The sequence below is a fragment of the Streptomyces sp. NPDC051064 genome (genome assembly GCF_044455985.1).
GTDB lineage: Bacteria > Actinomycetota > Actinomycetes > Streptomycetales > Streptomycetaceae > Streptomyces.
The window spans coordinates 167,678-182,501 of record NZ_JBITFK010000002.1 but is presented as its reverse complement, the minus strand read 5'-3'; the positions used below and the strand labels follow the sequence as shown (position 1 = coordinate 182,501).

The 14,824-nt window shown below is 70.3% G+C and carries 10 protein-coding genes; 5 read left to right on the top strand and 5 right to left on the bottom strand.

Features of this window, described 5'->3' with window-relative positions:
* Positions 1-87: 87 nt before the first annotated feature.
* On the bottom strand, positions 88-1,098 hold the full coding sequence (locus ACIBCU_RS07560) for a polyprenyl synthetase family protein (protein WP_399229974.1): 1,011 nt from the start codon (positions 1,096-1,098) through the stop codon (positions 88-90).
* A gap of 156 nt (positions 1,099-1,254) precedes the next feature.
* Here ACIBCU_RS07560 and ACIBCU_RS07555 point away from each other — a divergent pair, with 156 nt between their 5' ends.
* The 5 genes from ACIBCU_RS07555 (at position 1,255) to ACIBCU_RS07535 (ending at position 7,522) form a co-directional block, all read left to right on the top strand.
* Complete coding sequence (locus ACIBCU_RS07555; RefSeq protein WP_362933672.1) at positions 1,255-2,754, top strand: peptide MFS transporter; 1,500 nt, start codon at positions 1,255-1,257, stop codon at positions 2,752-2,754.
* Positions 2,755-2,763: 9 nt separating this feature from the next.
* Positions 2,764-4,758 carry a CocE/NonD family hydrolase gene (locus ACIBCU_RS07550; protein ID WP_399229972.1) on the top strand — a complete coding sequence of 665 codons (1,995 nt, stop codon included), beginning with the start codon at positions 2,764-2,766 and terminating at the stop codon, positions 4,756-4,758.
* Positions 4,759-4,868: 110 nt separating this feature from the next.
* Positions 4,869-6,098, top strand: a complete 1,230-nt coding sequence (gene fahA, locus ACIBCU_RS07545; protein ID WP_362933666.1) for a fumarylacetoacetase — start codon at positions 4,869-4,871, stop codon at positions 6,096-6,098.
* Complete coding sequence (locus ACIBCU_RS07540; protein ID WP_399229969.1) at positions 6,095-6,766, top strand: GPP34 family phosphoprotein; 672 nt, start codon at positions 6,095-6,097, stop codon at positions 6,764-6,766. The genes fahA and ACIBCU_RS07540 overlap by 4 nt, the downstream gene beginning before the upstream one ends.
* A 150-nt stretch (positions 6,767-6,916) precedes the next feature.
* On the top strand, positions 6,917-7,522 hold the full coding sequence (locus ACIBCU_RS07535; protein WP_399229967.1) for a Uma2 family endonuclease: 606 nt from the start codon (positions 6,917-6,919) through the stop codon (positions 7,520-7,522).
* A 31-nt stretch (positions 7,523-7,553) separates the two neighbouring features.
* Here ACIBCU_RS07535 and recQ read toward each other — a convergent pair whose 3' ends face one another.
* From recQ to nuoL, 4 genes are all read right to left on the bottom strand, one after another.
* Positions 7,554-9,545, bottom strand: a complete 1,992-nt coding sequence (recQ, locus tag ACIBCU_RS07530; protein ID WP_362933657.1) for a DNA helicase RecQ — start codon at positions 9,543-9,545, stop codon at positions 7,554-7,556.
* 117 nt (positions 9,546-9,662) lie between these two features.
* Positions 9,663-11,327: an NADH-quinone oxidoreductase subunit NuoN gene (gene nuoN / locus ACIBCU_RS07525; protein WP_362933654.1), complete on the bottom strand. Its 1,665-nt coding sequence runs from the start codon at positions 11,325-11,327 to the stop codon at positions 9,663-9,665.
* Positions 11,324-12,895 (bottom strand): NADH-quinone oxidoreductase subunit M, encoded by a 1,572-nt coding sequence (locus ACIBCU_RS07520; protein WP_399229965.1) that lies wholly within the window; start codon positions 12,893-12,895, stop codon positions 11,324-11,326. Before ACIBCU_RS07520 ends, nuoN begins: the two co-directional genes overlap by 4 nt.
* A gap of 4 nt (positions 12,896-12,899) precedes the next feature.
* Positions 12,900-14,819 (bottom strand): NADH-quinone oxidoreductase subunit L, encoded by a 1,920-nt coding sequence (nuoL, locus tag ACIBCU_RS07515; protein ID WP_399229963.1) that lies wholly within the window; start codon positions 14,817-14,819, stop codon positions 12,900-12,902.
* Positions 14,820-14,824 lie beyond the last annotated feature (5 nt).

The following is a 14,824-nucleotide window of genomic DNA, read 5'->3' as shown; positions in this document are numbered from 1 at the left end:
CGAGGACAAGCGTCAGCCCTCGGGAGCAACTGTGCGTACCTCTCCGGGATGACCCCGGGAGTACACGGTCCACCGAGCCCTTAGGGGTCAGCCCGCGCGGTGCACCACGGCGTCGCACAGTTCTTCGAGTGCGGCCTTCGCGTAGCACTCGGGCAGGGGTGCCAGCGTCGCCCGCGCCTCCTCGGCGTAGCGGACGGTGTCGCGCCGCGCCTGTTCGAGGGCCGGGTGGGCGCGCAGGCCGCGCAGTGCCTCCGCGAGCCGGGCGTCGTCGGTGAGGTCGCCGTCCAGCAGCTCCACGAGCTCCTTGTCCTCCGGACGGCCCTCGGCCGCCGCCCTGGCGCGCAGGTGCAGGACAGGCAGGGTGGGGATGCCCTCGCGCAGGTCGGTGCCGGGCGTCTTGCCCGACTCGTGGGAGTCGGAGGCGATGTCCAGGACGTCGTCGGCGAGCTGGAAGGCGATGCCGAGGCGTTCGCCGTACTGGGTGAGGATGTCGACGACCGACTCGTCGGCCCCCGACATCAGGGCGCCGAACCGGCCGGACACGGCGACCAGTGAGCCGGTCTTGCCGCCCAGCACGTCCATGTAGTGGTCGACGGGGTCACGTCCGTCGCGCGGACCCGCGGTCTCCAGGATCTGACCGGTGACCAGGCGTTCGAACGCCTCCGCCTGGATGCGGACGGCCTCCGGCCCGAGGTCGGCCAGGATGTGCGAGGCGCGGGCGAAGAGGAAGTCGCCCGTCAGGACGGCGACGGAGTTGCCCCAGCGGGTGTTGGCGCTGTCCACCCCTCGGCGTACGTCCGCCTCGTCCATCACGTCGTCGTGGTACAGCGTCGCCAGGTGCGTCAGTTCGACGACCACGGCCGAGGGGACGACGCCCGGGGCGTCGGGGTCACCGAACTGGGACGCGAGCATCACCAGCAGCGGCCGGAAACGCTTGCCCCCCGCGCTGACGAGGTGCTGCGCGGCCTCCGTGATGAACGGGACCTCACTTTTGGTGGCATCCAGCAGCCCCGCCTCGACAGCGGCCAAACCGGCCTGGACATCGGCCTCAAGAGCCTGGTCCCGCACGCTCAGTCCGAACGGCCCGACGACGGTCACGAGGGGATCTCCTGTCTGCTGACGATCACACGGAATGTCGATGTGTCGTTGTCCTCACTCAACTCAGCGTATCCGGTCCCCTTTGGATCATCATGGGCGCCTTCCCGCCACCGCCGGTATGTTCGGCATCAGCTCATACGATCAGGAGTTGTCGCTTTGTCCCACGCCCCGACCGGTACCGAACCGGCCCAGCCACCGCCCGGAGACGATCACGCCTTCTTCGGCCAGCCACGGGGCCTGATGACCCTGTCCGGGCTGGAGGTCTGGGAGCGTTTCTCATTCCTCGGGATGCAGGCGATCCTGGTCCTCTTCTTCGCGGACACGGTCTCCGACGGCGGCATGGGCATGGACCCGGGCACCGCGGCGTCCGTGTCCGCCGCCTACGGCACCCTCGTCTACCTCGTCTCCGTCGCCGGCGGCTGGCTGGCCGACCGGATCCTCGGTTCGTACCGCGCCGTCCTGTACGGCGGCATCCTCATCGCCTGCGGCCACTACGCCATGGCCGTGCCGACCGCCACGATGACCTGGGTGGGCCTCGGCCTGATCAGCGCGGGGACGGGGCTGCTCAAACCCAATGTCGCCTCGATGGTCGGCAAGCTCTACCGCACGGAGGACCAGCGCCGCGACGCCGGCTTCGCGCTCTACTACATGGGCATCAACATCGGTGCCTTCGCCGGGCCGCTGGTCACCGGCTGGCTCGGCGACCACGCCGGCTGGCACTGGGGCTTCTCGGCCGCCGCGGTCGGCATGACGCTCGGCCTGATCCAGTACGTCGCGGGCCGGCGTCACCTGGCCGGGCGAAAGCACGCGGCGGAGTACGCCCTCGCGCCCGGCCCGATGCGCCGGGCCGTGCTGACGATCGTGGCCGGCGTCGTGCTGGCCGCCCTGGTGGCAACGGCTCTGGCGCTGGCCGGCTGGCTCACGATGGACCGGTTCGTCGACGTGCTCACCCTCGTCTCGGTGATCGCGCCCGTCGTGTACTTCGCCGTGATGTTCAGGAGCCCCCGGGTCACCCCGGAGGAGCGCGGCAGGCTCCGGCCGTACGTCGTGCTGTTCCTGGCCTCCGTCGTCTTCAACTTCATCCTCTTCCAGGCGTACTCGACGATGATGCTGCTCGCATCCACCAACGCCCGTACGGAGATCTTCGGCTTCCACTTCCCGGCGAGCTGGTACGCCTCCGCGCTGGGCGCCTTCGAGGTCGCTCTGGCGCCCGTCGTGGCTGCCGTCTGGGCCCGGATGGGGCCGCGCCAGCCGCACGCCTCGAACAAGATCGCGATCGGGGTGATCCTCGGCGGCCTGTCCTTCCTCCTGATGGTCATCCCCACCTCGGGTCACGCCGACGAGACGTACAAGATGGCCGCCTGGTGGATCGTCGGCTCCTATCTGCTGCTCGGCCTCGGCGACATCCTGCTGGAGACCTCCGGCATGTCCGCCACCACGAAGCTCGCCCCCAAGGCGTTCGCCAGCCAGACGATGGCGCTGTGGTTCCTCTCGCTGGCCCTCGCCAACGGCATCCAGGCACAGATCGTGAAGCTCTACGGCGAGGTGTCCAACCCCGCCTACTTCGGTGTCAATGGCGCTATCGCGGTGGCGGCCGGTGTGGCCGTCATCGCCGCCGCTCCCTGGCTCAAGCGCACCATGCACCCCGTCCACTGAGGTACCGCCATGCGAATCCGCACCGATTTCCCGTACGAGACCACCCACGAGGACCTCTACATCCCGCTGGCGGACGGCACCCAGCTGTACGCCAGGATCTGGCGGCCGGTCACCGACGAACCGGTGCCCGCGCTGCTGGAGTACCTGCCCTACCGGCTCAGCGACTGGACGGCGCCGCGCGACTGGCAGCGCCACCCCTGGTACGCGGGCCACGGCTACGCCTCCGTACGGGTCGATGTCCGCGGGCACGGCAACAGCGAGGGCATGCCGGGCGACGAGTACGACGCGCAGGAGCTCGCCGACGGGGTCGCCGTCGTGCACTGGCTGGCCCAGCAGGAGTGGTGCTCCGGGAAGGTCGGCATGTTCGGCATCTCCTGGGGCGGCTTCAACTCGCTCCAGATCGCCGCGCTCGCACCGGAGCCCCTGAAGGCGGTCGTCACCGTGTGCTCGGCCGACGACCGCTACGACAACGACGTCCACTACATGGGCGGCTCCGTCCTCGGTGTGGACATGCACGCCTGGGCCTCCACCATGCTGGCCTTCGTCTCCCGGCCCCCGGACCCGGCGGACGTCGGCGACGACTGGCGGGAGATGTGGCTGCGGCGGCTCGAAAAGGTGGAGCCGTTCATCCACACGTGGCTGGCGCACCAGACCCGCGACGCCTACTGGAAGCACGGCAGCGTCTGCGAGGACTACGGCGCCGTCAAGGCGAAGGTCCTCGCGGTCGGCGGCTGGCACGACCCGTACCGCGACACCGTCCTGAGGCTCGTCGAGCACCTGGACCCCGGGCAGGTACGCGGGCTGATCGGCCCCTGGTCGCACCAGTACCCGGACCGTGGTCTCCCCCCGGGACCCGCGATCGGCTTCCTCCAGGAGACGCTGCGCTGGTGGGACCAGCACCTCAAGGACGAGGACACCGGGGTGATGAACGAGCCCCTCCTGAGGTCCTGGATCAGCGGCTCGCACCCGCCTGCCACGGTGTACGAGACGCTGCCCGGACGCTGGGTCGGCGACGCGAGCTGGCCGTCCGAGAACGTCGCGCCGGTGGCGTACGCCCTGGCGGGCGGACCGCAGACCGTCCGCTCACCGCAGCAGACCGGGCTGGACGCGGGCCGCTTCTTCCCGTTCGGCAACGACGCCGACCTGCCGCCCGACCAGCGGGACGAGGACGCCAAATCGGTGTGCTTCGAGTTCCCCGTCGAGGACGCCCCCATCGAGATCCTCGGGCGCCCCCGGGTGACGCTCCGGGTCCGGATGGACGTACCGCGCGGCCAGGCGATCGCCCGGCTCTGCGACGTGGCCCCGGACGGAGCCTCCACTCTGGTGACCCGCGGGGCCCTCAACCTGGCCACCCGTCACGGGCGCGAGCGCGCGGAGGACTGGCCCGTCGGGGAGACCGAGGACGTGACCTTCGAGCTGAACGGCATCGGGCACACCTTCCCGCCCGGCCACCGGATCAGGCTCGCCGTCTCCTCCTCGTACTGGCCGTGGATCTGGCCCCAGGCGGGTTCGGCGGGCTTCACGCTCGAGGCGGACGGCAGCCTCGTCGAGCTCCCGGTGCGCCGGCACACCGAGGACCCGGGCATCACCTTCGGCGAACCGGAGCAGTCGGAGCCGCTCGGCGTCGTGTACCCGGTCACACTCGACGAGCAGCGCCCGGAGCGTCTGGTGGTCCGGGACGTCGCCAAGGGCGAATGGCGCCTGGAGGTCGATCCGCGTTACGGCGGCACGCGTGTCTACCCCGACGGGCTGGAGTTCACCGAGGACGCCCTGGAGACGTACACGATCCAGGAGGACGACCCGCTGTCGGCGCGGGCCCGTTCGGACTGGACGATCCGGCTGCACCGGCCGGAGATGGCCTGGGACGTGCGGATCGAGACGCGTTCGGAGACGAGCGCGGACGCGGACGACTTCATCACGTCCAACGAGGTCGTGTGCAGGGACGGTGACGAGATCGTCTTCCACCGGACCTGGGAGAAGCGGATCCCCCGCACGGCGGGCTGACCAGGGTTATCGCGTAACTTTCCGGGCATTACGCCTACTTGAGGCGCTGCCGCCCGCCGACGGCGGCCACGTACGGTGTTCCTCAAGCGACTGGAAAGGGGCAGCGACAGATGCCCGAGCAGAGCAGCCCGCTCGACCTGGCCGAGGGCGATCCCTTCGGTCCGCACAACCTTCCGTACGGCGTGTTCTCCACCCCTGGACACCCCGAGGACCGAAGGGTCGGAGTCCGTGTGGGGAAACACGTGCTGGACGCCGGGGCGGCGGCACACGCACTGGGTTCGCCGTACGCCCGGCTGCTGGCGCAGCCGAGCCTGACGCCCCTGCTGGCGGCGGGGCGCACCGCGTGGCGGGACGTGCGGCGGGCACTGACGGCGTGGGTGACGGTCCCGTCCCACCGCCCGGACCTGGAACCACTGCTGTACCCGCTCGACTCGGTGACCCTGCACCTGCCGTACGAGGTCGCGGACTACGTCGACTTCTACGCCAGCGAGCACCACGCCACCAACGTGGGGCGGATCTTCCGTCCCGACGGCGCGGCCCTCACCCCCAACTGGAAGCATCTGCCGATCGGTTACCACGGGCGGGCCGGCACGGTCGTCGTCTCCGGCACGGACGTGGTCCGCCCCTCCGGGCAGCGCAAGGCGCCGGCCGACCCCGTCCCCGTCTTCGGCCCCTCGGTGAAGCTGGACATCGAGGCCGAGGTCGGCTTCGTCGTCGGTGTCCCCTCGGAGCAGGGCTCCCCCGTGGCGCTCGGTGACTTCCGCGAGCACGTCTTCGGGCTCTCCCTGCTCAACGACTGGTCGGCGCGGGACATCCAGGCCTGGGAGTACGTGCCGCTGGGCCCGTTCCTCGGCAAGTCCTTCGCCACGTCCGTCTCGGCGTGGGTGACTCCGCTGGAGGCTCTGGACGCGGCCCGCACGGCGCCGCCGGCCCGTGACGCCGAGCTGCTCCCCTATCTGGAGGACGCGGACGACGAGGAGCCGGGCGGCTTCGACATCCGGATCTCGGTGGAGATCAACGGACAGACCGTCTCCGAGCCCCCGTTCGCCTCCATGTACTGGACGGCGGCCCAGCAGCTGGCGCAGATGACGGTGAACGGCGCGTCGCTGCGCACGGGCGACCTGTACGGCTCCGGCACCGTCAGCGGTGCGGAGCCGGAGCAGCGCGGCTCCCTGCTCGAACTCACCTGGAACGGCCGCGACCCGCTGGACCTGGCCGATGGCAAGCGGACGTTCCTGGAGGACGGCGACACGGTCACCCTGACCGCCTGGGCGCCCGGTCCGCACGGCACGCGGGTAGGGCTCGGCGAGGTCACCGGACGGATCACGGCCGCACCGTGACCGGCACCGCGCCCACGCTCCCCGAGGAGCTGCTGCTGCTCGCCCTGGATCCCGTGAGCGGCAAGCCGTACTGCCGGGGCGGGTTCCTGGAGTACGGCGTCGCCGGGGCGGTCCTGGCGGAGCTGGAGCTCCAGGGGCGGATCGCCGAGGAGCGCGGCCGGGTGGTCGTCGTGAATCCGCTGGACCCGCCGGATCCGCTGCTCGCGGTGTTCCTGCGGAGCCTTCCGCCGCCGGGCAAGAGCAGGCTCGGCTCGGGGATCTCGGCCCCGCGCTGGGTGCGGCAGTCGGGGCGGCGGGCCGAAGGGCTGTATCTGGACGCCCTGGTGGAGCGCGGCGTCCTGCGCCGGGAGTCCCGCCGCTTCCTCGGCCTGTTCCCGCTCCACCGGCACCCGGCGGGTCCGGCCTCCCCGGCGGAGCAGGTGCGGCAGCGCTTCGAGGAGTCCCGTGCGGCGGGCTTCCCCGACCGCGGGAGCCGTCTGCTCGCGGCGCTGGCGGCGGCGGTGGAGCTGCCGTCCGTGGTGAAGCAGGGCGACCGCCGCACGCGCGCGGCGGTGCGGTCCCTGGCCCGCGAGGAGTGGCCCGCGCAGGCCGTGCACCGCAATGTGCGCCAGGACAAGGCCGCAGCGGCCGGTGGCGGGGACGGCGGCGGCGGGGGCGGCGGGGACTGAGTGAGGCGGTGTCCGACTCGGCACGCTCCGGCGGCGAGGGGAGCGGTGGCCAGCGACGCGTCAGGCGGTCACACGTTCGGGGGGGACCTCATTCCATCCCCTGCGGATACGCTGAAGAGGCCCGCGAGACTGCCTCCCATGGGAGCACTGATGAGCAGCGAACCCGAGGCACCCGAGCCGCGGTGGGCGGTCCCGCCCGTGGGCGGCTGGACCGCCGATGACCTGGACACACTCCCGAATCTGCCTCCGCACACGGAGCTGATCGACGGGAGCTTGGTTTTCGTGAGCCCGCAGACGTTGTTCCATACACGGGCGGTCGACTTCTTCAACTGGCAATTGCGGTCACTGGCACCGCCTGAGCTGGAGGCCGTCCGGGAGTTCACCATCGACATCGACTTCCAGAACCGGCCCGAAGCCGACGTCGTCGTCGTGCGGGCGGACGCGGTCGAGAGTCTGCGGCAGACACGGTTCCCCGCGAGCAGTGTGCTGCTGGCTGTCGAGGTCGTGTCCGACGAGTCCGTCACCCGTGACCGGGAGACCAAGCCCGTGAAGTACGCGCGGGCCAGGATCCCGCACTACTGGCGGGTGGAGAACAAGGACGGCCGGGCGGTCGTGTACGTCTTCGAGCTGGAACCCGCCACCGGCGCCTACACCTCCACCGGGATCTTCCATGACCGGATGAAGGTCTCCACGCCCTTTCCCGTCGATCTCGACCTGACCGCGATCGTCTCCCGCCGCCGGGCGCCCACGGAGTAGGACCGGCCGGACGGGCGGACCCACCCGGGGTTCAGTCGAACTCGGGGGGCTCCTCGTCCCAGCCGAACTCCGGGTCCGGGACCTGAGCGGCGGGCTGAGTCACCGGCGTCGGCTCGGGCGCCCGGGCCGGTGCAGCAGCCGGCGAAGCCTCCGGCGCGGCGGCCGACGGGCCCGAGCCGTCCAGCCCCGCCAGCACCTCCAGCACTCCCTCGCCGTACGTCGCGAGCTTCTTCTCGCCGAGGCCGCTGACCCCGCCCAGCTCCGCCAGGGTCGTGGGACGCAGGGCGGCGATCTCGCGCAGCGTCGCGTCGTGGAAGATCACGTACGCCGGGAGGCCCAGCTCCTTCGCCTGGGCGCCGCGCCAGGCGCGCAGCGCCTCGAAGACCGGGACGGCCTCGGCGGGGAGGTCGGCCACGGCCGCCGCCGACTTGGCCTTGCGGTCGCCCGAGCCGCCGGACCGCGTCGTGGGCTTCTTCGGCTCCTTGCGCAGCAGCACCTCGCGCTCCCGGCCGAGCACGGAACCGCTCTCCTCGGTCAGCACCAGCGTGCCGTACTCACCCTCGACGGCGAGCAGCCCCTGGGCGAGGAGCTGGCGCACCACGCCCCGCCACTCCGCCTCGGCGAGCTCCTCGCCGATACCGAAGACCGAGAGCTGGTCGTGGTCGAACTGGATGACCTTGGCCGTGCGGCGGCCCAGCAGGATGTCGATGATCTGGCCGGCCCCGAACTTCTGGTTCCGCTCCCGCTTCAGCCGGACCACGGTGGACAGCAGCTTCTGGGCGACCACGGTGCCGTCCCAGGTCTCCGGCGGGGTCAGGCAGGTGTCGCAGTTGCCGCAGCTCTCGGCGCCGGGCTCCTGGCCGAAGTACGTCAGGAGCTGGGCCCGGCGGCACTGGACGGTCTCGCAGAGCGCCAGCATCGAGTCCAGGTGCGCGGCCGCACGCCGCCGGAACGCCTCGTCGCCCTCGCCGCCCTGGATCAGCTTGCGCTGCTGGACGACGTCCTGGAGGCCGTACGCCATCCAGGCCGTGGACGGTGCCCCGTCACGGCCGGCGCGGCCGGTCTCCTGGTAATACCCCTCGACGGACTTGGGCAGGTCGAGGTGAGCGACGAAACGCACGTCGGGCTTGTCGATGCCCATGCCGAACGCGATGGTCGCGACGACGACCAGGCCCTCCTCGCGCAGGAAGCGCGACTGGTGGGCGGCGCGCGTGCCGGCGTCCAGACCCGCGTGGTACGGCACGGCCTCGATGCCGTTGCGGCAGAGGTACTCGGCGGTCTTCTCCGTGGAGTTGCGCGAGAGGCAGTAGACGATCCCTGCGTCCCCCGCGTGCTCCTCCTTCAGGAAGGTCAGCAGCTGCTTCTTCGGGTCGGACTTCCCCACGACGCGGTACTGGATGTTCGGCCGGTCGAAGCTGGCCACGAAGTGCCTGGCGTCGGGCATGCCCAGCCGCTGGGTGATCTCCCGGTGCGTGGCATCGGTCGCCGTGGCCGTCAGCGCGATGCGGGGTACGTCGGGCCAGCGCTCGCCCAGCACGGACAGGGCCAGGTAGTCGGGGCGGAAGTCGTGGCCCCACTGGGCGACGCAGTGGGCCTCGTCGATGGCGAAGACGGAGATCTCGCCGCGGGCAAGCAGCGCGAGCGTCGAATCGAGGCGCAGGCGCTCGGGGGCCAGATACAGCACGTCGAGCTCACCGGCGACGAACTGGGCCTCCATCGAGCGGCGCTCGTCGAAGTCCTGCGTGGAGTTCATGAAGCCCGCGCGGACCCCCAGCGCGCGCAGGGCGTCCACCTGGTCCTGCATGAGCGCGATCAGCGGGGAGATCACGACACCGGTGCCGGGCCTGACCAGGGCGGGGATCTGGTAGCAGAGGGACTTGCCGCCGCCGGTGGGCATGAGCACCACCGCGTCGCCGCCCTCGACGACATGCTCGATCACCGCGCCCTGCTCGCCGCGGAACGCCTCGTAACCGAACACCCGGTGCAGCGTCTGCTGTGCAGCGCTCTCGGTCGTCACACTCATGGTCGCGCCCGTCCGTCCGTCTTCACCCGTCACCGGCAACCATAGGCGCCGCCTACGACAACGCCGGACGGGCTTGACTTTCCAAGGCCCGTCCGGCGTCGCAGCGCGTTCGTCCGGTTACCGCACGAACACTCCCGCCTGGCTCGCCAGGTCGAGGAAGTACTGCGGGGCGAGGCCGAGGACCAGGGTCACGGCGACCCCGACGGCGATCGTGGTCATCGTCAGCGGGGACGGGACGGCGACCGTCGGGCCGTCCGCCTTCGGCTCGCTGAAGAACATCAGGACGATGACCCGGATGTAGAAGAACGCGGCGATGGCCGACGAGATCACACCGATCACGACGAGGCCGCCCGCGCCTCCGTCCGCCGCCGCCTTGAAGACGGCGAACTTGCCGGAGAAGCCCGAGGTGAGCGGGATGCCGGCGAAGGACAGCAGGAACACGGCGAAGACCGCCGCGGTCAGCGGTGAGCGCCGGCCGAGACCGGCCCACTTCGACAGATGGGTCGCCTCGCCGCCCGCGTCCCGCACCAGGGTGACGACGGCGAAGGCGCCGACGGTCACGAAGGAGTACACCCCCAGGTAGAAGAGGACCGAGGAGACGCCTTCCGGGCTGGCCGCGATGACACCGGCGAGGATGAAGCCCGCGTGTGCGATCGAGGAGTAGGCCAGGAGCCGCTTGATGTCGGTCTGGGTGATCGCGACGATCGCCCCGCCCAGCATCGTGACGATCGCGACACCCCACATGACGGGACGCAGGTCCCAGGTGAGGCCGGGCAGCACGACGTACAGCAGGCGCAGCAGCGCGCCGAACGCGGCGACCTTCGTGGCGGCCGCCATGAAGCCGGTGACCGGGGTCGGTGCTCCCTGGTAGACGTCCGGGGTCCACATGTGGAACGGGACCGCGCCGACCTTGAAGAGCAGGCCCATCAGGATCATCGCGCCGCCGATCAGCAGCAGCGCGTCGTTGCCCATGGTGGAGGCGAGCGCCGGGTCGATCTGCTGGACGCTGCCGTCCACGACGTTCGCGATGCCCGCGTACGAGACGGTGCCCGCGTATCCGTAGAGCAGGGCGATCCCGAAGAGCAGGAAGGCCGAGGAGAAGGCGCCGAGCAGGAAGTACTTCACGGCGGCTTCCTGCGACATCAGCCGCTTGCGGCGGGCGACGGCGCAGAGGAGGTAGAGCGGGAGGGAGAAGACCTCGAGCGCCACGAAGAGGGTCAGGAGGTCGTTGGCCGCCGGGAAGACCAGCATGCCCGCCACGGAGAAGAGGGCCAGCGGGAAGACCTCGGTGGTGGTGAATCCGGCCTTGACCGCGGCCTTCTCCCCGTCGCTGCCGGGCACCGAACCGGCCTGGGCGGCGAAGGAGTCCACGCGGTTGCCGTGCGAGGCCGGATCGAGGCGCCGCTCGGCGAACGTGAAGACGGAGACCATGGAGACCAGCAGGATGGTGCCCTGGAGGAACAGGGCGGGTCCGTCGACGGCGACGGCGCCCATCGCGGCGATGTGCGCGTTCTTCGTGGCGTACCCGTCGGCGGCGAGTCCCACCACCGCGGCGAACGCGGCGGCGATCGCGACCACCGTCAGGAGCACCTGGGTGGTGTAGCGGGCCCGTCGCGGGACGAACGCCTCCACCAGGATCCCGATGACTGCGGCACCGACCACGATCAGGACGGGTGCCAGCTGGGCGTACTCGATGGTCGGCGCGGTGAACTTGTCGCCCGGGGCAGCCGATGTCACCTCGCCCGCCGTCGTCCACAGGCTGTGGACAGCTGTTGCGCTCACTTGGCGGCCTCCACCTCGGGCTGGGGGTCCTTCTTCTGTACGTCGTGCATGGTGTGCTGGACCGCCGGGTTGACGACCTCGGTGAGCGGCTTCGGGAAGACGCCCAGGAAGATCAGCAGGGCGATCAGCGGAAGGGCCACCGCCAGCTCACGGACCTTGAGGTCGGGCATGCCCCCGATCCCCTCCCTGACCGGTCCCGTCATCGTCCGCTGGTAGAGGACGAGGACGTAGAGCGCGGCGAGCACGATGCCAACGGTGGCGATGATCCCGGCCACCGGGTACGCGCTGAACGCTCCGACCAGGACCAGGAACTCACTGACGAACGGGGCGAGGCCGGGCAGGGAGAGCGTGGCCAGACCGCCGATGAGGAAGGTTCCCGCCAGGACGGGCGCCACCTTCTGCACCCCGCCGTAGTCGGCGATGAGCCGGGAACCCCGCCGTGTGATCAGGAATCCGGCGACCAGCATCAGCGCCGCCGTCGAGAGCCCGTGGTTGACCATGTAGAGCGTGGCGCCCGACTGGCCCTGGCTGGTCATCGCGAAGATGCCGAGCACGATGAAGCCGAAGTGGGAGATCGACGCGTAGGCGATGAGCCGCTTGATGTCGCGCTGGCCGACGGCGAGCAGGGCGCCGTAGACGATGGAGATCAGCGCCAGGACGATGATCACCGGCGTCGCCCACTTGCTGGCCTCCGGGAACAGCTGGAGGCAGAAGCGGAGCATCGCGAAGGTGCCGACCTTGTCGACGACCGCCGTGATCAGGACGGCCACCGGCGTGGTCGCCTCCCCCATGGCGTTGGGCAGCCAGGTGTGCAGCGGCCACAGCGGGGCCTTCACCGCGAAGGCGAAGAAGAACCCGAGGAACAGCCACCGCTCGGTGGAGGTCGCCATGTCCAGCGAGCCGTTGGCCCGGGCCTCGGCGATCTCGGAGAGAGAGAAGCTCCCCGCGACGACGTAGAGCCCGATGACGGCGGCCAGCATGATGAGCCCGCCGGCGAGGTTGTAGAGGAGGAACTTCACGGCCGCGTAGCTCCGCTGCGCCGCCGCGTTCTCGTCGCTGCCCGAGTGCGCCCGGTCCCCGAAGCCGCCGATGAGGAAGTACATCGGGATGAGCATGGCCTCGAAGAGGATGTAGAAGAGGAAGACGTCGGTGGCCACGAAGGAGAGGATCACCATCGCTTCCACCATGAGGATGAGGGCGAAGAAGCCCTGGGTGGGGCGCCAGCGGCTGGAGTTGGTCTCCAGGGGATCGGCGTCGTGCCAGCCGGCCAGGACGATGAAGGGGATCAGCAGTGCGGTGAGCGCGAGGAGCGCCACCCCGATGCCGTCCACGCCCAGTTCGTACCGGACGCCGAAGTCCTTGATCCAGGCGTGCGATTCGGTGAGCTGATAGCGGTCACCGCCCGGTTCGAAGCGGGCGAACACGATGCCCGCGAGCACGAGCGTCGCCAACGAGACGAGCAGGGCGAGCCACTTGGCCGCGGTGCGCCGGGCGGCCGGGACAGCGGCGGTGGCGATCGCGCCGATCGCCGGGAGCGCCGCCGTCGCTGTCAGGAGGGGAAAGGACATGGGATCAGACCGCCCTCATCAGCAGGGTCGCGGCGATGAGGATCGCCGCACCGCCGAACATCGAGACCGCGTAGGAGCGGGCATAGCCGTTCTGCAGCTTGCGCAGCCGGCCGGACAGCCCGCCCATCGAGGCGGCCGTGCCGTTGACGACACCGTCGACCAGGGTGTGGTCGACGTAGACCAGGGAGCGGGTGAGGTGTTCACCGCCGCGGACCAGGACCACATGGTTGAAGTCGTCCTGGAGGAGGTCCCGGCGGGCCGCCCTGGTGAGCAGGGAACCGCGCGGGGCGACGGCGGGTACGGGCCTGCGCCCGTACATGGCCCAGGCGATGGCGACACCGATGACGAGCACCACCATGGTGGCGGCGGTGACGGTGGTCGCGCTGACCGGGGCGTGTCCGTGGTCGTGTCCGGTGACGGGCTCCAGCCAGTGCATGAAGCGGTCACCGATGGAGAAGAAGCCTCCGGCGAAGACCGACCCGAAGGCCAGCACGATCATCGGGATCGTCATCGACTTCGGTGACTCGTGCGGGTGCGGCTCGTGGCCCTCCCCCGCGGCGGAGCCGCTGTCGGACGCAGTGGGCTGCCAGCGCTTCTCGCCGAAGAACGTCAGTAGCATCACGCGCGTCATGTAGAACGCGGTGATCGCGGCGCCCAGCAGGGTGACGGAGCCGAGGATCCAGCCCTCGGCGCCGCCCTTGGCGAAGGCCGCCTCGATGATCATGTCCTTGGAGAAGAAGCCGGACAGACCGGGGAAGCCGATGATCGCGAGATAGCCGAGGCCGAAGGTGACGAAGGTGACCGGCATGTACGTCCGCAGGCCGCCGTACTTCCGCATGTCCACCTCGTCGTTCATGCCGTGCATGACCGAACCGGCGCCGAGGAAGAGTCCGGCCTTGAAGAAGCCGTGCGTCACGAGGTGCATGATCGCGAAGACGTAGCCGATGGGGCCGAGGCCCGCGGCGAGGATCATGTAGCCGATCTGCGACATCGTCGACCCGGCGAGGGCCTTCTTGATGTCGTCCTTCGCGCAACCGACGATCGCACCGAAGAGGAGCGTGACCGCGCCGACGACCACGACGACCAGCTGGGCGTCCGGTGCCGCGTTGAAGATCGCGCCGGAGCGGACGATGAGGTAGACGCCCGCGGTGACCATGGTGGCGGCGTGGATGAGGGCCGAGACCGGGGTCGGGCCCTCCATCGCGTCACCGAGCCAGGACTGCAGCGGCACCTGGGCCGACTTGCCGCAGGCGGCGAGGAGCAGCATCAGGCCGATCGCGGTGAGCTTGCCCTCGCTCGTGTCGCCGGTCGCCTCGAGCACCGGTCCGAAGGCGAACGTGCCGAAGGTGGTGAACATCAGCATGATCGCGATGGACAGGCCCATGTCGCCGACCCGGTTGACCAGGAAGGCCTTCTTGGCCGCGGTGGCCGCGCTGGGCTTGTGCTGCCAGAAGCCGATGAGCAGGTACGACGCCAGACCGACGCCCTCCCACCCGACGTACAGCAGGAGGTAGTTGTCGGCGATGACCAGGATGAGCATCGCCGCGAGGAAGAGATTCAGATAGCCGAAGAAGCGGCGGCGGCGCTCGTCGTGCTCCATGTAGCCGATGGAGTAGATGTGGATCAGCGTGCCCACACCCGTGATCAGCAGGACGAACGTCATCGACAGCTGGTCGAGCTGGAAGGCCACGTCGGCCTGGAACCCCTCGACGGGGATCCAGCTGAACAGCTTCTGGTGCAGGGCGCGGTCCTCGGCGCCCTTGCCGAGCATGTCGGTGAAGAGCACGACACCGATGACGAACGACGCGGCGGCGAGCACCGTGCCGATCCAGTGTCCGGCCCGGTCGAGCCGGCGGCCGCCGCAGAGCAGGACCGCCGCTCCGAGCAGGGGCGCCGCGACCAGCAGCGCAATCAGGTTTTCCACGATTC

Bases quoted from the DNA above. Each gene is read 5' to 3' on its own strand.
- ACIBCU_RS07550 (WP_399229972.1), top strand. From the start codon at position 2,764: ATGCGAATCCGCACCGATTTCCCGTACGAGACCACCCACGAGGACCTC.
- fahA (WP_362933666.1), top strand. From the start codon at position 4,869: ATGCCCGAGCAGAGCAGCCCGCTCGACCTGGCCGAGGGCGATCCCTTC.
- ACIBCU_RS07535 (WP_399229967.1), top strand. From the start codon at position 6,917: ATGAGCAGCGAACCCGAGGCACCCGAGCCGCGGTGGGCGGTCCCGCCC.
- recQ (WP_362933657.1), bottom strand. From the start codon at position 9,545: ATGAGTGTGACGACCGAGAGCGCTGCACAGCAGACGCTGCACCGGGTG.
- ACIBCU_RS07520 (WP_399229965.1), bottom strand. From the start codon at position 12,895: ATGTCCTTTCCCCTCCTGACAGCGACGGCGGCGCTCCCGGCGATCGGC.